The organism is Microbacterium sp. ZXX196 (assembly GCF_009709595.1).
Classification (GTDB): Bacteria; Actinomycetota; Actinomycetes; order Actinomycetales; family Microbacteriaceae; genus Microbacterium; species Microbacterium excoecariae.
Map to the genome: position 1 here is coordinate 57,920 of NZ_WMEE01000003.1, position 18,432 is coordinate 76,351.

General features: G+C 72.9%; 20 protein-coding genes. 10 read left to right on the top strand and 10 right to left on the bottom strand.

The window, feature by feature from the left end; genetic code table 11:
* Positions 1 to 119: 119 nt before the first annotated feature.
* From GJQ66_RS03610 to GJQ66_RS03630, 5 genes are read right to left on the bottom strand one after another with little or no spacing between them, the layout of a single operon-like run.
* Positions 120 to 1,232 (bottom strand): glycerate kinase, encoded by a 1,113-nt coding sequence (locus GJQ66_RS03610; RefSeq protein ID WP_155047980.1) that lies wholly within the window; start codon positions 1,230 to 1,232, stop codon positions 120 to 122.
* A gap of 9 nt (positions 1,233 to 1,241) precedes the next feature.
* A complete protein-coding gene (locus tag GJQ66_RS03615; protein WP_155047981.1) occupies positions 1,242 to 2,108 on the bottom strand; it encodes a PPK2 family polyphosphate kinase in 867 nt (288 codons plus the stop codon).
* Between the two features lie 55 nt (positions 2,109 to 2,163).
* The gene (gene menD, locus GJQ66_RS03620; RefSeq protein ID WP_155047982.1) at positions 2,164 to 3,861 is read right to left on the bottom strand and encodes a 2-succinyl-5-enolpyruvyl-6-hydroxy-3-cyclohexene-1-carboxylic-acid synthase; all 1,698 of its coding nucleotides are present in this window, start codon (positions 3,859 to 3,861) and stop codon (positions 2,164 to 2,166) included.
* Positions 3,848 to 4,339 carry a PLDc N-terminal domain-containing protein gene (locus GJQ66_RS03625; protein WP_368732630.1) on the bottom strand — a complete coding sequence of 164 codons (492 nt, stop codon included), beginning with the start codon at positions 4,337 to 4,339 and terminating at the stop codon, positions 3,848 to 3,850. Before GJQ66_RS03625 ends, menD begins: the two co-directional genes overlap by 14 nt.
* Before the next feature lie 42 nt (positions 4,340 to 4,381).
* Positions 4,382 to 5,143 (bottom strand): GntR family transcriptional regulator, encoded by a 762-nt coding sequence (locus GJQ66_RS03630; protein ID WP_155047983.1) that lies wholly within the window; start codon positions 5,141 to 5,143, stop codon positions 4,382 to 4,384.
* A gap of 178 nt (positions 5,144 to 5,321) precedes the next feature.
* On the opposite strand from GJQ66_RS03630, the gene GJQ66_RS03635 reads away from it, so the two are divergent.
* Genes GJQ66_RS03635 through GJQ66_RS03655 form a run of 5 tightly spaced genes read left to right on the top strand, consistent with a single transcriptional unit; the run spans position 5,322 to position 8,746 of the window.
* Positions 5,322 to 6,212, top strand: coding sequence for a transporter substrate-binding domain-containing protein (locus GJQ66_RS03635; RefSeq protein ID WP_155047984.1), 891 nt, complete (start codon positions 5,322 to 5,324; stop codon positions 6,210 to 6,212).
* A 19-nt stretch (positions 6,213 to 6,231) separates the two neighbouring features.
* Positions 6,232 to 6,954, top strand: coding sequence for an ectoine/hydroxyectoine ABC transporter permease subunit EhuC (gene ehuC / locus GJQ66_RS03640; protein WP_368732631.1), 723 nt, complete (start codon positions 6,232 to 6,234; stop codon positions 6,952 to 6,954).
* A complete protein-coding gene (ehuD, locus tag GJQ66_RS03645; protein WP_155047985.1) occupies positions 6,954 to 7,610 on the top strand; it encodes an ectoine/hydroxyectoine ABC transporter permease subunit EhuD in 657 nt (218 codons plus the stop codon). Before ehuC ends, ehuD begins: the two co-directional genes overlap by 1 nt.
* A gap of 22 nt (positions 7,611 to 7,632) precedes the next feature.
* Positions 7,633 to 8,415, top strand: coding sequence for an ectoine/hydroxyectoine ABC transporter ATP-binding protein EhuA (gene ehuA, locus GJQ66_RS03650; protein WP_368732681.1), 783 nt, complete (start codon positions 7,633 to 7,635; stop codon positions 8,413 to 8,415).
* Between the two features lie 22 nt (positions 8,416 to 8,437).
* Entirely contained in the window at positions 8,438 to 8,746 is a 309-nt protein-coding gene (locus GJQ66_RS03655; protein ID WP_368732632.1) for a DUF4229 domain-containing protein, read from the top strand.
* Between the two features lie 6 nt (positions 8,747 to 8,752).
* Here the strand turns inward: GJQ66_RS03655 and GJQ66_RS03660 are convergent, their stop codons facing one another.
* From GJQ66_RS03660 to GJQ66_RS03675, 4 genes are all read right to left on the bottom strand, one after another.
* Entirely contained in the window at positions 8,753 to 9,628 is an 876-nt protein-coding gene (locus GJQ66_RS03660) for a 1,4-dihydroxy-2-naphthoate polyprenyltransferase (RefSeq protein WP_368732682.1), read from the bottom strand.
* A 92-nt stretch (positions 9,629 to 9,720) separates the two neighbouring features.
* Positions 9,721 to 10,854 (bottom strand): AMP-binding protein, encoded by a 1,134-nt coding sequence (locus GJQ66_RS03665; RefSeq protein WP_155047987.1) that lies wholly within the window; start codon positions 10,852 to 10,854, stop codon positions 9,721 to 9,723.
* Positions 10,854 to 11,765: a 1,4-dihydroxy-2-naphthoyl-CoA synthase gene (locus GJQ66_RS03670; protein WP_368732633.1), complete on the bottom strand. Its 912-nt coding sequence runs from the start codon at positions 11,763 to 11,765 to the stop codon at positions 10,854 to 10,856. The genes GJQ66_RS03665 and GJQ66_RS03670 overlap by 1 nt, the downstream gene beginning before the upstream one ends.
* A complete protein-coding gene (locus GJQ66_RS03675; protein ID WP_155047988.1) occupies positions 11,762 to 12,274 on the bottom strand; it encodes a hypothetical protein in 513 nt (170 codons plus the stop codon). Before GJQ66_RS03675 ends, GJQ66_RS03670 begins: the two co-directional genes overlap by 4 nt.
* Before the next feature lie 297 nt (positions 12,275 to 12,571).
* On the opposite strand from GJQ66_RS03675, the gene GJQ66_RS03680 reads away from it, so the two are divergent.
* On the top strand, positions 12,572 to 13,936 hold the full coding sequence (locus GJQ66_RS03680) for an MFS transporter (RefSeq protein ID WP_155047989.1): 1,365 nt from the start codon (positions 12,572 to 12,574) through the stop codon (positions 13,934 to 13,936).
* Between the two features lie 42 nt (positions 13,937 to 13,978).
* On the opposite strand, the gene GJQ66_RS03685 is transcribed toward GJQ66_RS03680, so the two are convergent.
* Positions 13,979 to 14,989 carry a LacI family DNA-binding transcriptional regulator gene (locus GJQ66_RS03685; RefSeq protein WP_155047990.1) on the bottom strand — a complete coding sequence of 337 codons (1,011 nt, stop codon included), beginning with the start codon at positions 14,987 to 14,989 and terminating at the stop codon, positions 13,979 to 13,981.
* A gap of 192 nt (positions 14,990 to 15,181) precedes the next feature.
* On the opposite strand from GJQ66_RS03685, the gene GJQ66_RS03690 reads away from it, so the two are divergent.
* From GJQ66_RS03690 to GJQ66_RS03705, 4 genes are read left to right on the top strand one after another with little or no spacing between them, the layout of a single operon-like run.
* A complete protein-coding gene (locus GJQ66_RS03690; protein WP_155047991.1) occupies positions 15,182 to 15,952 on the top strand; it encodes a LamB/YcsF family protein in 771 nt (256 codons plus the stop codon).
* 8 nt (positions 15,953 to 15,960) lie between these two features.
* Complete coding sequence (locus GJQ66_RS03695) at positions 15,961 to 16,674, top strand: carboxyltransferase domain-containing protein (RefSeq protein WP_196215803.1); 714 nt, start codon at positions 15,961 to 15,963, stop codon at positions 16,672 to 16,674.
* The gene (locus GJQ66_RS03700) at positions 16,671 to 17,669 is read left to right on the top strand and encodes a biotin-dependent carboxyltransferase family protein (protein ID WP_155047993.1); all 999 of its coding nucleotides are present in this window, start codon (positions 16,671 to 16,673) and stop codon (positions 17,667 to 17,669) included. The genes GJQ66_RS03695 and GJQ66_RS03700 overlap by 4 nt, the downstream gene beginning before the upstream one ends.
* Complete coding sequence (locus tag GJQ66_RS03705) at positions 17,666 to 18,427, top strand: SDR family oxidoreductase (RefSeq protein ID WP_155047994.1); 762 nt, start codon at positions 17,666 to 17,668, stop codon at positions 18,425 to 18,427. The genes GJQ66_RS03700 and GJQ66_RS03705 overlap by 4 nt, the downstream gene beginning before the upstream one ends.
* The last annotated feature ends 5 nt before the right edge of the window (positions 18,428 to 18,432 follow it).

Genomic DNA, 18,432 nt, shown 5'->3' on the forward strand with positions numbered 1-18,432 from the left:
GCAACACAACACAGTCAATGTTCGACGCGGCGGCCCCGGATCCGCGGAAGTTCGTTGGCCGATGCGCGTTTCGACGGCGTTGTGTTGGTGCGGCGGTCCCGGGTGGGCGAACGCGCGCGTCAGCCGGCGAGGCGGGCGGCGGCAGCCCGGAGCCAGCGGGCGGGGTCGCCCATCGCGGCCGCGGCGCCGCCCGCGATCTCGGTGAGGGAGGCGGATCCGGCGAAGCCCGCCGTATCTCCGTCGATCGCCCCCGCGATGAGGAGGGTCGGCACGCCCGCCGCACGCGCGAGCTCGGCGACGTGGGCGGGCGCCTTGCCCGCGGCCGACTGCCCGTCGAAGCGCCCCTCCCCCGTGATGACGAGGTCGGCGGATCCGATGGCGTCGGCGAGGCCCGTGAGATCGGCGATCCACGCGGATCCCGGCACGAGGCGCGCGCCCCACACCCGGAGCGCGAAGCCCGCCCCGCCCGCGGCGCCGGCGCCGGGCTCGGCCGCGACGGCCTCGGCCCCGAGGATCCGCGCGAGACGCCCGAGCCCCTCGTCCGCCGCGACGATCTCTTCGCCCGCGAGGCCCTTCTGCGGCCCGAAGATCGCGGCCGCGCCGGCGGGCCCCGTGAGCGGGTTCGTGACGTCGCTGAGGACCGTGACCCCGCCGGCCGGGAGGGCCCGGAGGCCGTCGAGCTCCGCCCGGTCAATGTCCGCCAGGCCCGCCGCGCCGGGCGCGACCGGCGCACCGGAGGCCGCGAAGAAGCCCGCGCCGAGCGCGGTGAGGAGCCCCACGCCGCCGTCGGTCGAGGCGCTCGAGCCGATACCCACGACGAGCCGCGACACCCCGGCGTCGAGGGCGGCCACGATCGCTTGTCCGAATCCGAGCGTCGACGCCTCGAGCGGCCGGCGCTCGTCCCCGAGCAGCTCGATGCCCGACGTGCCCGCGAGCTCCACGACGCCCGTGCCGCCGGGATACTCGTCGGTCGCGGGGAGCCGGAGCCAGGAGGCGGACACGGCGGATCCGGCCGGCCCCGTCACGCGCACGGGGATCCGCTCCGCCCCCGGAACCGCCTGGGCGAATGCGTCGAGCGTGCCCTCCCCGCCGTCGGCCATGGGGCGGAGGGTGACGACGTCGTCCGGCGCGGCCGAGGTCCACCCCGCGGCGATCGCCGCGGCGGCGTCGGCGGCCGTGACGGATCCCTTGAAGCTGTCGGGGGCGACGACGATGCGGCGTGACGGGTGCATGGGAAAACGCTATCCCATAGTCTCGGCGAGCCGCGCCTTCTCGTGTGCGACGTCGAAGCGCGCCGGCGGCCAGGTCGGCGCGATGTCCTCCAGCGTCTCGAGCAGCAGCTCCTGCACCGCGAGCCGCGCGAACCACTTGCGGTCGGCGGGCACGACGTACCAGGGGGCGACGTCGGTCGAGGTGCGGCGGATCGCCACCTGGTACGCGTCCTGGTAGGGGGCCCACCGGCGCCGTGCGTCGACGTCGCTCGGCGCGTACTTCCAGTGCTTCTCGGGCCGCTCGAGTCGCTCCGAGAGCCGTTCCCCCTGCTCGTCGTAGGAGAGGTGGAGGAAGACCTTGACGATCCGCGTGCCGCGGTCGGCGAGCCGCCGCTCGAAGTCGACGATCGCACCGTAGCGACGCTCGATCTCCTCCGGCGGGGCGAGCTGGCGCACGAGCCCGACCAGCACGTCCTCGTAGTGCGAGCGATCGAAGACCCCGATATAGCCGGGCCGCGGCACGCGCTTCTCCACCCGCCAGAGGAAGTCGTGGGCGCGCTCCTCGGCCGTCGGGGCCTGGAACGACGCGAGCTCGACGCCCTGCGGGTCCACCCCGCCCACGACGTGGCGGACGATCCCGCCCTTGCCGGCCGAGTCCATGCCCTGGAGGACGAGGAGCACGCCGTCGCCGGATCCCTCCGTGCGCGCCGCGTAGAGCCGCTCCTGCAGGTCGGCGAGGTGGTTCAGGCCCGCGCGCAGGTCGGCCTGGCCGTCGCGCTTGTCGCCGGCGTACCCGGGGGTGGATCGCGGGTCCCCGTTCGCGAGGACCACGTCGGCGCCGGCCCGCAGGCTCGTTCGGGCGTCGGCCGTCCACTTCACCTGGCTCTTCGCGGGCATGGGCCCATTCAAGCGGGCGCCCGCCCCGGACACAACGCGGCCGCCGGGGCCCGGCTCACCGCGCGAGCGGGACCTCCACGATCTGCGGCCCGTCGACGGGGGCGGTGAGCGCCTGGTCGAGCGCGGAGCGCGTCGTGGCGACGACGTGCCCCCACCCGTAGGCCCCCGCGAGCTGGGCGATGTCGGCCGACTGCGGCGTGTACTGCACCCGCGTCATGGCGTCGGCGCCCGCCGCCTGCGCGACCTCGAGTCCGTCGAAGATCGTCCCACCGCCGTCGTTGCCGACGACGACCTGGATCCGCGGGCGCGCCTCCGCGTCCGGGAGGAGCAGGGATCCGACGTCGTGGAGGAACGCGAGGTCGCCGAGCAGCACGCGCGTCACGCCGGGGCCGCCGCCCGCGGCGAGGGCCAGCGCCACGCCGAGCCCCGTCGCGATCGTCCCGTCGATGCCCGCGAGCCCGCGGTTCGCGTGCACGCGCACGCGCTTGCCGGACAGGACGTCGTCGGCGACCCGCACGAGGCGGCTCGAGCCGAACACGAGTCGGTCGTGCGGCCAGGTGGCGCGCCAGAGCCCCGCGACGAGCTGCGCGCGGTCGAGCGGCGTGCGCACGGCCGCGAGCTCGGCCCGCACGGCCCCGAGGCGCTCGCGCGGTTCGTACGACGCGAGCCCCGCGATGTCGGGCGCCGGGGTGTCCAGGTCGGTCGTATGCGCGCGCGAGAACGCGGCCCATGCCTGAAGCCAGGCGCGGTCAGGCTCCCCGGGGGCCACCGCGACGGCGTCGGCCTGGCGTGTCGCGCCGTTGAGGTCGAACGCCACCCCCGTGCCCCGCAGCGCGACGACCTCGAGGTCCGGGCGCGAGAGCAGGCCGGTCGCCTCGCGGGTGAGCGTCGGGTGCCCGACGACGACCGCGCGCTCGACGCGCCCCCCGAGGGACGGATCCGCCAGCGCGGCCCGCGCGCCCTGCACGACGCGCCGCCCGAACCGCGCGCCGCTGACAATCTCGGCCACGAGCGGCCAGCCGCCCTGACGGGCGATGAGCTCGGCGTCCTCGCCCGCACCCTCGCCTGCCACGACGATCGTGCGCGGGCCCTGCTCGAGCGTCACGGGGGCGGGCGGATCCGGGATGAGCGCCCGCGCGATCCGGAGCGCTTCCGGGTTGCCCCCGCCGTCCGCGAACCACTCGGGGAGCGGCCCCGCGAGCGGCTCCACGAAGGGCAGGTTGAGGTGGGCGACGCCCTGCACGGACTCCCCCGCCGCCGCGACGAACGCGCGCGCGGCCAGCTCGACGAACGCGCCCTCGTCGCCGCCTGCGGGCACCGGGGCGTCGACCGCGAACCGCGCCGCCTCGCCGAAGATCCCGGGCTGGGCGGTGGTCTGGTTCGCCCCCACACCTCGGAGCCCCGGCGGGCGGTCGGCCGTGAGCAGCAGCAGCGGGATACCCGAGTGGTGCGCCTCGAGCGCAGCGGGCAGGAGGTTCGCGACCGCCGTGCCGGAGGTGCAGATGACGGCGGCGGGCACGCGGGTCTCGCGCCCGATGCCGAGCGCCGTGAACCCCGCCGAGCGCTCGTCGATGCGCACGTGCAGGCTCACCCGCCCCTGCCGCTCGAGCTCGGCGGCGGCGAGCGCGAGCGCCTGCGAGCGGGATCCGGGGCTGACGACGAGGTGTCGCACGCCGAGCGTGACGAGGGCGTCGAGCAGCGCGGCCGCCGCGGCCGAGGCCGGAGACGCGGGGGCGCCCTCAGGCGCGGTCATCGCGCCGATCGTCCGCGTCGTCGTCGCCCCGCTCGTCGCCGGGAGCCGGGGCATCGCCCTCCGAGGCCGCCGCGTCGCCCGCGTCCTTCTCGCCGCGCGCGGGCCCGTCGAACTGGGCCTCGAGGTCCGCGATGTCTTCGGCGTCCTCCCCGCGCGCGGGGCGCTCGAACTGCTCCTCCGCGTCGAGCATCGCGAGCTCTTCCTCGAGCCGGCGGATCCGCTCGTCCGCCGCCGACAGGAAGCCCTGGTCGTCGTCCGGTCCGACGGGACCCGTGGGGGCGGGCCGCTCCTGGCCCGGGCGCGCGCGCCCGATCGTCCACCACAGGATCCCGCCGATCACGGGGACGAGGGTGATGACGACCCAGACGCCCTTGGAGACGCCGCGATGGCGGGTGTCGGGCTGGACGGCGCAGTCGACGATGCTGAACACCGTGAAAACGACCGCGGCCACCGCGAGGACGATGAGAAGACGGGCCACCCCTTCATCCTACGAGGCGCCGCGGGCGGGCGGACCCGGGCCCTACAGCTCCGCGTCGTGCTCGATCGGCGAGAAGGTCGCGGGCGCGTCGCTCGGGGCGGCGTCCACCGTCTCGGTGGCGTCGTCCTCGCCCGTGATGCGCGCGACGGCGTCGTCGAACTGGCGGCGCAGGGCGGCGCACCCCGCCTCGCCGTCCCCCGCGCGGATGGCGTCGATGAGCGCCCGGTAGGTCGTCGAGACCGTGCGGCGCACGTGGTACCCGTCGGGGGCGCTGAGGCTCGCGATGCGGGTCTCGGCGAGGAGCGTCTCCATCGTCCGGAGCAACCGCGGCGAGTCAATGAGCTCGACGAGCGTGCGGTGGAAGGCGATGTCGGCGTCGCCGATCACGATCGCCTCGTCCCCCGTCGACACGGCGACGAGGCGCGCGAGCGCGGCCTCGAGCTCGGCGACCGCGACGACCGCGGGCTCCGCGGCGAGCCGCGCGACCGCGTGCGCCTCGACCGCGTAGCGCGCCTCGTAGAGGTCGGGCACCTCGGCGACCGGGATGCGGCGCACGCGCAGGCCGCGGCCCGGGATCGACACGAGCAGCCCCTCCTGCACGAGGCGCTGCGCGGCCTCCCGGAGCGGCCCGCGGCTGACGCCGAGCTGGGACGCGATCTCGATCTCGCCGATGGGCCCGCCGACCGCGAGGTGCCCCTGCAGAATCGCCTTGCGCAGCTCGATGACGATGAGGTCGACCGTGGACATGCGCGCCACCGGGACGACCGAGCGCGCGGCGTGCGCGTGCGACAGGGAACCCCTCATGACAGGGCCTTTCTTATGCGGACTGGAACCGTCGTGACATTCTCCCACGTCCGAAAGTCTGCATGATTGTCGACATTCCGACAATTGGATTGCCCTCACGTCAACACTGTGGCAGTGTGGCGACGTTCCTGCCGCGGCGCCCCGCACCGGCGCGCGGCTTCACAGCGAGAGGAATCTCATGACCCCCAAGCGCACGCTTACGACGACCGGCCTCGCCGGGCTCGGCGTCCTTGCCCTCGGCCTCGCCGGTTGCACCTCGACCGCCCCCGACGGCGACACCGCCGGCAGCACGCTCGAGCGGCTGCAGGAAGACGGCACCATCACCCTCGCGATCGCGTCCGAGCGCCCCTACTCGTGGGTCGACTCCTCGGGCGAGCCCACGGGCGCCACGATCGCCATGCACGAGGAGATCTTCTCCGCCCTCGGGATCGAGAACATCGAGGTCGAGGAGGTGGCGTGGGACAACCTCATCCCGGGCCTGAACGCGGGCCGGTGGGACGCCGTCAGCGCCGGGATGTCGATCCTCCCCGAGCGCTGCGAGCAGGCGGCCTTCAGCGACCCTGAGATCATGTACACGACGGCGCTCGCCGTGCCCACGGGCAACCCGCAGGGCCTCAGCGACCTCGATTCGGTCGCCGCGGCCGACGGCGTCACGCTCGCCGTGCAGTCTGGCGCGATCGAGGACGGCTACGCCGAGGAGCTCGGCATCACGGACGTCGTCGAGGTCGACTCGGCGACGAACGGCCTCGAGACCGTGCAGTCCGGGCGCGCCGACGCGTTCGCGCTGACGGCCGTCTCGCTCAACTGGATGACCGAGGACATGGACGACCTCGAGACGACGACCGCCTTCGTGCAGAGCCTCGACGGCGTGGAGCAGGTCGGCGCGGGCGCCACGGTCTTCCGGCCGGGCGACACCGAGCTGCTCGAGGCCTACAACGAGGAGCTCGCGAACATCACGGGCGACGAGGCGGCCTACCTCGACCTCGTCGAGCCGTTCGGCTTCACGGCGGAGAACCTGCCGCCCGCCGATCTGACGACCGAGCAGCTGTGCTCGGGCGACCTGTCCTGACGCGCGGGACCACCCCCTCGTGACCGACGACTTCGCTGCGCTGGGCGCCGCGCTGCCCCGGATCCTCGACGGCCTTCTCATCACCGTCGAGCTGACCCTGGGCGGCGCGGCCCTCGCACTCGTCATCGCCATCGCGCTCGGGCTCGCCGCCCGGGCGCGCAACGTGGTGCTGCGCGGATCCGCCCGCACCGTCATCGAGTTCTTCCGCGGCACGTCGCTGCTCGTGCAGCTGTTCTTCCTCTTCTTCGTGCTGCCGCTGCCGCCGTTCTACCTCGAGCTCGAGCCCGTCGCGGTCGGCATCGTCGGCCTCGGGCTGAACTACGGCGCGTACGGCGCCGAGGTCGTGCGCGGGTCCATTAACTCGGTCCCCGCGGGCCAGTGGGAGGCCACGACGGCGCTCAGCATGTCGCGCAGCCAGCGCATGCGCCGCGTGATCTTCCCCCAGGCGTGGGCACTCATGCTGCCCTCGCTCAACAACCTCCTGATCCAGCTGCTGAAGGGGACGGCCGTCGTCTACCTCATCACGATCGTCGACCTCACCGCCGAGCTGAACCGGCTGCGCGTGGACACCGACGTCTTCTTCGCCTACTCGTTCGGCCTCATCGTGTACTTCCTGCTCGCGTCCGTCCTGTCCTTCGGCATGTCGCTCCTCGAGCGCCGCGCGAAGCATCGGCTCGGTCGCGGGGACGCACCCCGCGGGATCTTCGGATCCGCCCGCTCCGCGAAGGGGGCGAGCGCCTGATGGCCGGCGACACCCAGCTCTGGAACTGGGAGCACGCGTGGGCCGCTCTGCCCGACATGCTGTGGGCCTTCCTCACCGTCACGCTCGTCGTGACGATCGCGGGCAGCGCGATCGCGGCGGTGCTCGGGCTCGTGATCGCGCTCGTGCGGCGCTCCGCTCCCCGCCCCGTCGCGGGCGTGGTCACCTTCGTTATGGACTTCATCCGCATGACGCCGCTCGTCGTGCAACTGCTGTTCGTGTATTTCGCCTTCACGAGCCTGGATCCGCTCGTCATCGGGATCGCGGTGTTCGGGATCCACTACGCGACCTTCATGGCCGAGGTCTACCGCGCGGGCATCGAGTCGGTGCCCTCCGGGCAGTGGGAGGCGGCGACCGCGCTGTCCCTCCCCCGCCGGCGCACGTGGACGGCGGTCGTCATCCCGCAGGCGGTGCGGGCCACCGTCCCCGCGCTCGGGAACTACGTCATCTCGATGTTCAAGGAGACGCCGTTCCTCGCGGCGATCGCCGTCACCGACATGGTTCGCGCCGCGCAGCTCTACGGCGGCGAGAACTTCCGCTACGTCGAGGCCATCACGCTCGCGGGCGTGCTGTTCCTCGTCGCGAGCTATCCCACCTCGTTGCTCATCGCGCGATTGGAGAAGCGCCTTGCCTACTGACCTCCCCACCCACACGGGGGCGATAACGCTCGCGGACGGAGACGTCCCGGCCATCCGCTTCCAGAACGTCGTGAAGCGCTTCGGCAACAACACCGTGCTCGACGGGCTCGACTTCACGGTCCGCAAGGGCGACCGCGTGACGCTGATCGGCCCGTCCGGATCCGGCAAGACAACGATCCTGCGGCTCGTGATGACCCTCGAGGAGGCGACCGACGGCTACATCCTCATCGACGATCAGCCGCTCACGCACGTCCTGCGCGGCGGCCGCCGCGTCGCGCTCAAGGACAAGCACCGCACCCGCATGCGCACGCGCATCGGGATGGTCTTCCAGCAGTTCAACCTGTTCCCGAACATGACGGTGCTCGAGAACATCATCGAGGCGCCCGTGCACGTCCTCGGCCGCTCGAAGGCCGAGGCGACGGCGCGCGCGCACGAGCTGCTCGAGCAGGTCGGGCTCCCCGACAAGGCGAACGCGCACCCCACGTCGCTCTCCGGCGGTCAGCAGCAGCGCGTCGCGATCGCCCGCGCGCTCGCAATGGATCCGGAGATCCTGCTGCTCGACGAGGTGACGAGCGCGCTCGATCCGGAGGTCGTCGGCGAGGTCCTGCAGATTTTGCGCGACATCGCCGAGACGACCGACGTCACGATGCTCATCGTCACCCACGAGATGCAGTTCGCGCGCGACGTGTCGAACCGGGTGATGATGTTCGACGGCGGCCGGATCGTCGAGGAGGGCGAGCCCGCCGAGATCTTCCAGAACCCCCAGGAGGAGCGCACCCGCGACTTCCTCTCAGCCGTGCTGTAGCCGCGGCTGGGACAATGGGCGCGTGAAGATCCGGTCCGTGCTCTCGTACTCGCTCCTGCGCCTGGCGTTCTTCGCCGTGCCGCTCGGGGTCATGCTGCTGTTCCCCGTGTTCTGGGACCTGTGGTGGCTCGCCGTGATCTTCGCGACGCTCATCGGGCTGAGCCTGTCGATCATCTTCCTCGGCGGGAAGCGCGCGGAGGTGTCCGCGGGCCTCGCCGACCGGCAGGCGCGCCGGCAGACCCCGACCGCGCGCGAGGCCGACGACGAGCTCGAGGACGCGGCGAACGCCGAGGCGATGCGGGAGTCCGGATCCGAGGATCCGCGGGCGTAGCCCGGCTCAGCCGACGAACCCCCAGGCGAGGAAGGCGCCCACGATCGGCGAGGATATCGAGGTGAGGGCGAGCGCCGTGACCAGCTCGCGCGGGGTCTTGTAGCTCCACACGATCGCGATGGCGGGGCCGGCGGTCAGCAGGCCGAAAAAGGCCAGCCAGGCGATGGGATAGAACACCGCCAGCCACGCCACGACGCCGAAGGCGGCCGCGAGGAGCACGGTGTAGAGGATCTGGGTGCCGCGGCGGCCGATGACAACCGACAGCGTGCGCTTGCCGGCCGTGCGGTCCTGCTCGATGTCGCGGAGGTTGTTCGCGAGCAGCACCGCGCAGGCGAGGAGCCCGGCGACGACGGCGCCGAACCACGCCTCCTGCGGCAGGTCCTGGGCCTGGACCCACGTCGTTCCCAGCGTCGCGACGAGGCCGAAGAAGACGAAGACGAAGACCTCGCCGAGCGCGTTGTAGCCGTAGGGGCGGCGGCCGCCCGTGTAGAACCAGGCGGCGACGATCGAGGCGGCCCCGACCGCGAGCAGCCACCACTGGCCCGTGCGGATCACGATCGCGAGCCCCGCGATCGCGGCGAGGCCGAAGAAGGCGAGCGCGACGGCGAGGACCCGGCGCGCGGGGATCCGGCCCGAGGCCGTCAGGCGCGCGGGGCCGACGCGGAAGCTGTCCGTGCCCTTGACGCCGTCCGAGTAGTCGTTCGCGAAGTTCACGCCGATCTGCAGGAAGACGGCCACCGCGAGGCACGCGAGCGCGATCATCCCGTGGAACAGATGCTGCGGATCCGCGAGCACGGCGGCGCCGGATCCGATCACGACGGGCGTCACGGCGAGAGGGAGGGTGCGCAGGCGCGCGGCGCCGATCCAGTCCCCGAGCGTCACGGGTCCGGCGGGGCCGCCCTCGGCGCGGGCGCGCTTGGCCGGGTTACCGCTGACGTGCCGGGTGTTCTTCGCGTGTGCCACGAGGAGCCATGCTACGCGGCCAGCATGTCGGTCAGCGCGCGGCGGTCCGGCTTGCCGCTCGCGAGCCGCGGCATCGCGGCGACCGTCACGACGCGGTCGGGCCGGGCGGGCTTACCGATCGCGCGCTCGGCGGCGTCGCGCGCGGCGGCCAGGGCGCCGTCCGGAGCCGCGCCCTCGACGACCACGACGGGGGTCGCGCCCCAGCGGGGGTGCAGCGCGCCCACGACCACCGCGGCCGACAGCCCCGGCACCTCGCGCACGGCGTGCTCGACGCGATCGAGTGAGACGTTCACGCCGCCCGAGACGATGACGTTGTCGATCCGCCCCGTCACCGTCACGACGCCGCCCGAGAACACGCCGGCGTCGCCCGTGCGGTACCAGCGGACGCCGGACGGATCCGTCACGAACGCCGCGGCGGTGCGCTCCGGGTCGCCGAGGTAGCCGTCGGCGAGGGTCGGGCCGGCGATGCGCAGCTCGCCGCCCACGTCCGCGGCACGCACCCCGTCCAGGGGGACCCCGTCGTAGACGCACCCGCCGCTCGTCTCGGTCGAGCCGTAGGTGCGCACGACCCGCGCGCCGAGCGCGAGCGCGCGGTCGCGCAGCGCGTCGGGCAGGCGCTGCCCGCCGACGAGGATCGCCTCGAAGCCCGCCAGCGCGGCCGCCGCGCGCGGATCCCGCTCGGCCGCGTCGACGAGCGTGAGCAGCTGCGCGGGCACGAGCGAGGTGAAGGTCGGAACGCGCGCGCCGCCCTCAAAGGAACGCATGCCGCTCGCGGCATGGACGAACGCGTCGGCCGTGAACCGGCCCGCGAGGATCGCGGGATCCCGGCCCGCGACGAGCGCGCGGACCATCACCTGAACGCCGGCGATGTACCCGCCCGCGAGTGGAAGCAGCCACTGCCCCTCCCCGATGCGCCGGGCGGTCGCGAGGGCGGAGGAGGTCAGGGCCGCGCGCGAGAGCGCGACCGACTTCGGCACCCCCGTCGAGCCGGACGTCGTGAGAACGACGGCCGTTCCCGGAGGGACGTCGCGGGGAAGGCCGGCCGGGGCGCCGAGCGCGACCGCGGGACCCGCCCCCAGCACGGCGCCGCGCAGCGCCCGTAGCACAACCCGCGGCTCGTCGGACGAGACCGGTTCGAGCCGCATCAGAAGTGGTACGGGAAGGCCGACCAGTCGGGGTCGCGCTTCTCGAGGAAGGCGTCGCGCCCCTCGACGGCCTCGTCCGTGCCGTAGGCGAGCCGCGTGGTCTCGCCGGCGAACAGCTGCAGGCCCGCGAGGCCGTCGTCCGCGGCGTTGAAGGCGTACTTGAGCATGCGGATCGCGGTCGGCGACTTCGTCAACACGGTGCGCGCCATCGCGATCGCCTCCCGCTCGAGGTCCGCGTGGGGCACGACCCGGTTGACCGCGCCCATCTCGTAGGCGCGCTGGGCCGAGTATTCCTCCGCGAGGAAGAACACCTCGCGCGCGAACTTCTGCCCGATCTGCTTGGCGTAGTACGCGGATCCGTAGCCCGCGTCGAAGGATCCCACGTCGGCGTCGGTCTGCTTGAAGCGGCCGTGCTCGCGCGAGGCGATCGTCAGGTCGCACACCGCGTGCAGCGAGTGCCCGCCGCCCGCCGCCCAGCCCGGGACGACGGCGATGACGACCTTTGGCATGAAGCGGATGAGGCGCTGGACCTCGAGGATGTGGAGGCGCCCGGCCCGGGCCGGGTCCGTGACGGCCCGCTCGTCGTCGGAATACTTGTAGCCGTCGCGCCCGCGGATCCGCTGGTCGCCGCCCGAGCAGAACGCCCAGCCGCCGTCCTTCGGGCTCGGGCCGTTGCCCGTCAGGAGCACGCAGCCGATGCGCGGATCCGTGCGCGCCGCCTCGAGGGCGCGGAACAGCTCGTCGACCGTGCCGGGGCGGAAGGCGTTGCGCACCTCGGGCCGGTCGAACGCGATGCGGGCGATGCGGCCGTCGGGCGAGACGTGCGCCGTGATGTCGCGGAAGTTCTCGGATCCGGGCGCGGCCTGCCACGCGTCGGGGTCGAAGATGTCGGAGACGGTGCGGGAAGTCACGCCCTCCAGCCTATTCCCGCGGCCCGCTGCAGGCGCGTGAAGGGGATCGCGGCCACCCACACGCCGCCGCCGATCACGAGCGCCCCCACCGCCACCCCCGCGACGCGCACGGCCAGGCCGTCGGCGGATCCGAACACGAGCTGCGTGAACCGCGGGTCGATGACGCGGCCCGCGGACAGCGCCATCGACGCCGCGAGGCTCGTCGCGAGCACGACGCCCGCGTGCGCGAGCGCGGCGCGGCGCGTCCAGCCGCCGCGGCGCGACGCGCGCGCCCACAGCCATACGGCGAGGGCCATGCCGACGAGACCCGCGCCGAGGCCGAACGGCCAGAGCGCCGGGTTCAGCACGCCGATGCGCTCCCCCGTAGCAGGATCGACGGCGACGCCCGCGGCGAGATCGACGAGGGTGAAGACCGCGACGAGGGCCGTCGCGGCCGCCACGACCGCGACGTCGCGCGGGCGCGCGGTCGCCTGTGCGGGCGCCGTGCGCCCCGAACTCCCCCGAGTCATCGGGAAGTATTCTCACCCGCCCCGCGCGCCGCCACCCGCCGGAACACCGGAATTTCACCCTCGTCTCACCCGGCGAGCCCCCGCGGGGCCGCCCGCGCGACCCGTCGGCATGGCAACGCGATTGGCACAATGCGACCGCGTTAGATCCGTGTCAAACCGGAATGACGCGGCGCGCGCGGATATTCATGGCACAAACGTGGCATGATGCTTGCCGCTGTAACTTGTGGATCCATACCGTGCGTTCAATCACGCGGGCGCCTCACTGGCACCGCACCCCCGCACGCCGATGGAGACTTCATGTCCACTCTCGACACACGCAAGAAGACCCCCGCGAAGGCGGCGCTCGCCTCGTGGGCGGGCACGACCCTCGAGTACTACGACTTCGCCGTCTACGGCACGGCGTCGGCGCTCGTTCTCAACCGCCTGTTCTTCCCGGAGGACATGCCGCAGGGCATCGCCGTCCTGCTCAGCATGGCCACCCTCGCCGTCGGGTACGTCGTGCGCCCGCTCGGCGCGTTCGTCCTCGGCCCGCTCGGTGATCGGTTCGGCCGCAAGTTCGTCATGATGCTCACGCTGTTCGGCATCGGAATCTGCACCTTCGTCATCGGGTGCCTCCCGACATACGAGCAGATTGGCGTGCTTGCGCCCGTGCTCCTCGTGGTGATCCGCATCATTCAGGGCCTGTCCGTGTCCGGCGAGCAGGCGAGCGCCATCACGATGAGCCTGGAGCACGCGCCCGAGCGGCGCCGTGCCTTCACGACCAGCTTCACGACGAGCGGATCCGCCGCGGGCGGCCTCCTCGCGACCGCCGTGTTCATCCCCTTCGCGGCACTCCCCGAGGAGCAGCTCCTCAGCTGGGGATGGCGCGTCCCCTTCTGGCTCTCCGCGGTCGTGGTCGTCGTCGCCTACATCATTCGGCGCACGCTCGAGGAGCCGCCAGCGTTCCTCGACACGCAGGCCGTCCGCATCGACCTGGCCCCGATCACACAGGCGGTCCGCTTCCACTGGGGGGCGATCATCCGCATCGCGTGCTGCGCGCTCGTCGCGGGAATCAGCTACGTGTTCGCCACCTTCTCGGTCGCGTTCGCCACGACGGGCTACGGGCTCGACCGGCCCACGATGCTGTGGGTGCCGGTCCTGGCGAGCTTCGTCGCCCTGCTCTACACGCCGCTCGCGGGGGCCTGGGCCGACCGAATCGGGCGACGCACGGTCTTCGTCATCGGCGCCGTTGGCGCGGGCGTGACGACGATGCCCTACCTGTGGTCGATTACGACCGGCAACTGGGGGTTGATCTTCGCGCTCGGCGTCCTGTGCAACGGCCTGTTCTACTCGACCGCGAACGCCGCGTGGCCCGCGTTCTTCGCCGAGATGCTCCCGAACCGCGTGCGCGTGTCGGGGCTCGCGATCGGGACGCAGGTGGGATTCGCCACCGCCGGCGCCATCGGCCCCGTCGCCTCGACTGCGCTGGCCGGCGAATACCTGCAGAATTGGTTCGGTCCGTCGGTCCTGGCCCTCGCGCTCATGGCGGTCGCCGCAACCGCCGCCCTCACCGCCCGCGAGACCCGCGGATACACGATCGATGAGATCGACGACCTCCAGCAGAGCGAGCACGAGAAAGAGGTCGTGACGGCCGCGATCGTCCTTCCCCGTCAGACGGTCTGAGTCTCTTCAGGATCCCCGGGGCACGCGCGCCCCGGGGATCCGTCACGCCGCGCGGGGTGCCGTCGAAGCACGCACGGTGAGGTGCGCGGAGATGCGGTCCACCCGCTCGGTGCGCTCCCGCGTCGTGAAGCGCGAGATCAGCAGGTCGACCGCCGCGCGCCCCGCGGCCTCCCCCGGCGACGCGACCGTCGTGAGCGGCGGATTCGAGAACGAGGACCCGAAGATGTCGTCGCATCCCACCACGCTGAGGTCCCCCGGCACCGAGACGCCGGCCGAGCGGAACCGGTCGAGCGCGCCGATCGCGAGCACGTCGTTGAAGAAGATGCACGCCGTCGCCGCGGTCAACACGACGGCGTCCGCCGCCGCCGCGCCGTTGGCGAGGGTCGGCTGGTATCGGCCGACCGCGATCAGGGTGACGTCGTGTTCCTCGGCCGCGCGGGAGACGGCGGCAAACCGCGCCTCGTCGGTCCACGAGCTGTGCGGGCCGCGCACATACGCGACGCGCGTGTGCCCGAGAGAATGCAGGTAGTGCAGGGCCTGCGCCAGCCCATTGGGTGTGTCGATGACGACGCCGGACAGGCCCGGCGCCTCGCGGTTGATCGCCACGGTCGCCACGCTCTGCGCGACGGAACGCAACACCTCGTCGTCCACACGGGGAGAGGAGACGACGATGCCGTCCACGGTGCGTGACATCTCGCGCAGCCACTGCTCCTCGATGGGGAGCGATTCCTCCGTGCTGACGACGAGGTGCAGGTAGCTCGCCGCGCGGATCTGCGCCTGCGCGCCGCGCATGAGGTCGAGGTTGAAGGGATTCGTGAGATTCGGAACCACGAGCGCGATTGTGCCGCGCGCGAGCCGCTGATCCCGCTCGGGGAGCAGCGCGGAGGCGTAGCCCATCTCGCTCGCCTTGCGCGTGATCCGCTCATACATCTCGGTGCTTACGCGGTTCGGGTTCGACATCGCGCGCGACACCGTCGACGGGGCGATCTCGAGCGCCCGCGCGATCTCCGTCAAGGTCACGCGCCGCTGGACGCGGCGATCCGGAATCACCATCTCTGTCCCTCCCGCGGATTGTCCGTACGCGTTGCGCACGAGCCTTGGCACATACCTTGCCAGATTGCAGTGACGAAACCCAATTAAACGAAGGATCGTCGCGTCGATGTGGCATCACTATGGCACATCTCTTCGCGCGTCGGTGCCGCCGACCTAGCGTGGTCGTCACCCCACCACGATCGGAGGATTCCCATGACGCGAAGAGTCGACCTCGTCGCCGACCTCGGTGAGGGCTACGGCGCCTGGAGGATGGGCGACGACGCCGCCCTCCTCGACGTCCTCACCTCCGCGAACGTCGCCTGCGGGTTCCACGCTGGCGACCCGCAGATTATGGATGCGACCGTGCGCGCGTGCGCCGAGCGCGGCGTCGGCATCGGCGCACACCCGTCGTTTCCGGACCTGCGCGGGTTCGGCCGGCGCGACATGGGGCTCACGGCGAGCGAGGTGCGCAGCGACGTGCTCTACCAGTTCGGCGCGCTCGCGGCGATCGCGGCCGCGCGCGGCCAGCGCGTCACCCACCTCGCGCCGCATGGTCGGCTCGGCAACCTCGTCGCGGTGCGCGAGGACTACGCAGACGCCGTCGCCTCGGCGGCCGCGCGGGTGGATCCGAGCCTCATCGTCCTCGCGCAGGACGGCAAGCTCGCCGAGGCCGCGCGCGCGGCCGGCCTGCGCGTCGGCATCGTCGGCATCGCTGACCGCGCCTACGAGGACGACGGCACGCTCGTGCCACGTTCCGAGCCCGGCGCGGTGATCCACGACGCCGAGGAGATCCGGGAACGCACCGTGCGGATGGTGACAGACGGCGTCATCGACAGCCGAAACGGGGTCGCCATCCCGATCGCGTGCGACACCGTGCTCGTGCACGGCGACACGGACGATGCCATCCGCCTCGCGCGGAGCATCCGCGCCGGCCTCGCCGAGGCCGGCGTCGAGATCGCCCCGCTCGCGGGCTGGCTCGAGTAGGACCCGTCGTGCCCTCGCTCCCCGTCACCATCGTCGCCAGCGGCGCGACGGCCGTGCGCGTCGCCGCGGCGTTCGAGGACCCCGAGACCTCGTGGCGCCTCGTGCACCAGCTCGCGCGCCGGCTCGATGAGGCCGCGATCCCGGGGGTGACGTGCGTCATCCCCACCTACGACGCCGCGCTGGTCGAGCTCCGCCCGGACACCGCGGACCTGGCGGCGCTCACCCGCGCGCTCGAGATCATGATCGACGGCATCGACTTCGGCGAGCCGCTCACGCGTCACCCCCGCCACTTCGAGGTCCCCGTGCTCTACGACTTCGACGACGAGCTGGACCTCCGCGGCGTCGCCGACGCGCAGGGCCTGTCCCGCGAAGAGGTCGCCCGGCTCCACGCCGAGCCCGACTACGTCGTGCGGTGCCTCGGGGCGCCGGGCGGCTCCCCCATGCTCGACGGCCCGCCTCTGCCGGATCCGGTGCCGCGCCTGCGCAGCCCGCGCGCGCACGTTCCGCAGGGCATGGTCTCCGTCGCCGGCCGGCAGGCGACGATCACCCCCGCCGCGGCGCCCGGCGGATGGCCCCTCATCGGGCGCACCCCGCTCGCCGTCCTGGACCTCTCGTCCGACGGCCCGCTCGTCCCCTACGCGCCGGGAGACGTGCTGCGGTTCCGGCCGATCGACCGCGCGGAGTTCGACGCCCTCCGTGGCTCCCGGCTGGCGGCGCGATGACCGCCGGCACGCTCAGGATCCTCTCCGCCGGCGCCGCACACGTCACCGACCTCGGGCGCCCGACGGGCCCGCGCTTCGGCGTGCCCTCGGGCGGCGCCTCCGATCAGCGCGCGGCGCGGGTCGCGAACATCCTCGTGGGCAATCCCGACGGCGCGCCCCTGATCGAGACGCTCGCGTTCGACGTCGAGGCGGTCGCCGATGTCGACGCGCTGATCGCCGTCACAGGAGCCAACGCCCTCGTCGAGATCGATGGCGTCCGGCGTCCTCAGGGGGCGCCGATCTCCGTCCCTCGGGGCGCGCGCATCGCCGTGCTCGGGATCTCCGGCGGCCTGCGCGCCTATCTCGCCGTCCGCGGTTCGTTCGACGTGCCGCGCCTGCTCGGGAGCTGCGCTCCTGACAACGTGCTCGGGTTCGGCGGCGCGCTGGCGCCCGGATCCGCCCTCCCGCTGCGGGAGCGCACCCCGCCCCTGGTGAACGGGCACTTCGGCGCCGAGCTGTTCCGCCTCCCCGTTCCGCGCGCACGCCGACGAGACCTGGTCGAGGTGACGGACGGACCGGACGCGGCCGAGTTCGCCGGGACCGCGCACCGCCTCGTCGAGTCCCCGTATGTCGTGAGCCCGACGAGCAACCACATCGGGCTGCGGATGACGGGGTCGCTGCCCGAGCGGCGCGCGTCCGGCGAGGTGCTCTCCCGGGGCGTGCCCGTCGGCGCCGTCGAGGTTCCCCCGGGCGACGAGATCCTCGTGCTGCATCGTGGGCGCGGCGTCACGGCCGGTTATCCCGTGCTCGCGGTCGCGACCCCCGCCGCGCTCGACGTCCTCGCCCAGGCCCGGCCGGGCGAGACCCTGCGGTTCCGACGCGTCTCGGACTCCGCCGCAGCCGCACAGATCCGGGCCGAGCGCGCCGCGCTCGACCTTCTCCGGGAACGGACGCACGCGGCCTTGTCCGCGCTCGGCGCCGTTCCGACGACACCTTTCGAAGGGATCCCGCAATGACCTACTCCGATTACCGCGTGGCCGTCGTCACCGGTGCCACGAGCGGCATCGGCCGCGGCGCGATCGATCTGTTTCTCGAACGCGGGCTCACGGTGCACGCCGTCGCGCGGGACGAGTCGCGGCTGGCTGAACTCGCCGCACGCGGCGTCGTCGTGCACGCGATCGACGTCCGCGACACCGCGGCCATCGAACGCGAGCTCGCCGGGATCGAGGCCGACATCGTCCTCAACAGCGCCGGCGTGAGCCGCCCGGGGAACATCCTCGACTCCTCCGCCGAGGACCTCGACGACATCCTCGAGGTCAACCTCGGGGCGGTCATGCAGATCCTCCGTGTGCTGTTCCCCGGCATGGTGGCGCGGGACCGCGGGCACGTCATCAACATCTCGTCGATGGCGGGGCTGTACAACTTCTTCGGCCACACGGCCTACCACGCGACGAAGGCCGCCGTGCATCAGCTCTCCCGCCAGCTGCGCAACGACGCCCTCGGCCGCCGCGTGCGGGTGACCGAGGTGAGCCCTGGGCGCATCGAGACGGAGATCTTCTCCCGCAACATGGGCGGCACGCCCGAGACCGACGCGGCGGCGTGGGCCACCTACTACGAGGGCTACGAGTCCCTGACGGTCGCCGACGTGGTCGCCGCCATCGACTTCGCCGTCGCCGCCCCGTCCCACGTGAACGTGGGACTGTTCGAGCTCCTCCCCACCTTCCAGGTGCCGGGCGGGCTGACCTTCAACCGCCGCGACGAGAACGCGGAGTAAGGACC

Bases quoted from the DNA above. Each gene is read 5' to 3' on its own strand.
- ehuD (WP_155047985.1), top strand. From the start codon at position 6,954: ATGGCCGGCGACACCCAGCTCTGGAACTGGGAGCACGCGTGGGCCGCT.
- GJQ66_RS03700 (WP_155047993.1), top strand. From the start codon at position 16,671: ATGACCGCCGGCACGCTCAGGATCCTCTCCGCCGGCGCCGCACACGTC.
- GJQ66_RS03680 (WP_155047989.1), top strand. From the start codon at position 12,572: ATGTCCACTCTCGACACACGCAAGAAGACCCCCGCGAAGGCGGCGCTC.
- GJQ66_RS03615 (WP_155047981.1), bottom strand. From the start codon at position 2,108: ATGCCCGCGAAGAGCCAGGTGAAGTGGACGGCCGACGCCCGAACGAGC.
- GJQ66_RS03685 (WP_155047990.1), bottom strand. From the start codon at position 14,989: ATGGTGATTCCGGATCGCCGCGTCCAGCGGCGCGTGACCTTGACGGAG.
- GJQ66_RS03675 (WP_155047988.1), bottom strand. From the start codon at position 12,274: ATGACTCGGGGGAGTTCGGGGCGCACGGCGCCCGCACAGGCGACCGCG.
- GJQ66_RS03705 (WP_155047994.1), top strand. From the start codon at position 17,666: ATGACCTACTCCGATTACCGCGTGGCCGTCGTCACCGGTGCCACGAGC.
- GJQ66_RS03665 (WP_155047987.1), bottom strand. From the start codon at position 10,854: ATGCGGCTCGAACCGGTCTCGTCCGACGAGCCGCGGGTTGTGCTACGG.
- menD (WP_155047982.1), bottom strand. From the start codon at position 3,861: ATGACCGCGCCTGAGGGCGCCCCCGCGTCTCCGGCCTCGGCCGCGGCG.
- GJQ66_RS03630 (WP_155047983.1), bottom strand. From the start codon at position 5,143: ATGAGGGGTTCCCTGTCGCACGCGCACGCCGCGCGCTCGGTCGTCCCG.
- GJQ66_RS03610 (WP_155047980.1), bottom strand. From the start codon at position 1,232: ATGCACCCGTCACGCCGCATCGTCGTCGCCCCCGACAGCTTCAAGGGA.
- GJQ66_RS03635 (WP_155047984.1), top strand. From the start codon at position 5,322: ATGACCCCCAAGCGCACGCTTACGACGACCGGCCTCGCCGGGCTCGGC.
- GJQ66_RS03690 (WP_155047991.1), top strand. From the start codon at position 15,182: ATGACGCGAAGAGTCGACCTCGTCGCCGACCTCGGTGAGGGCTACGGC.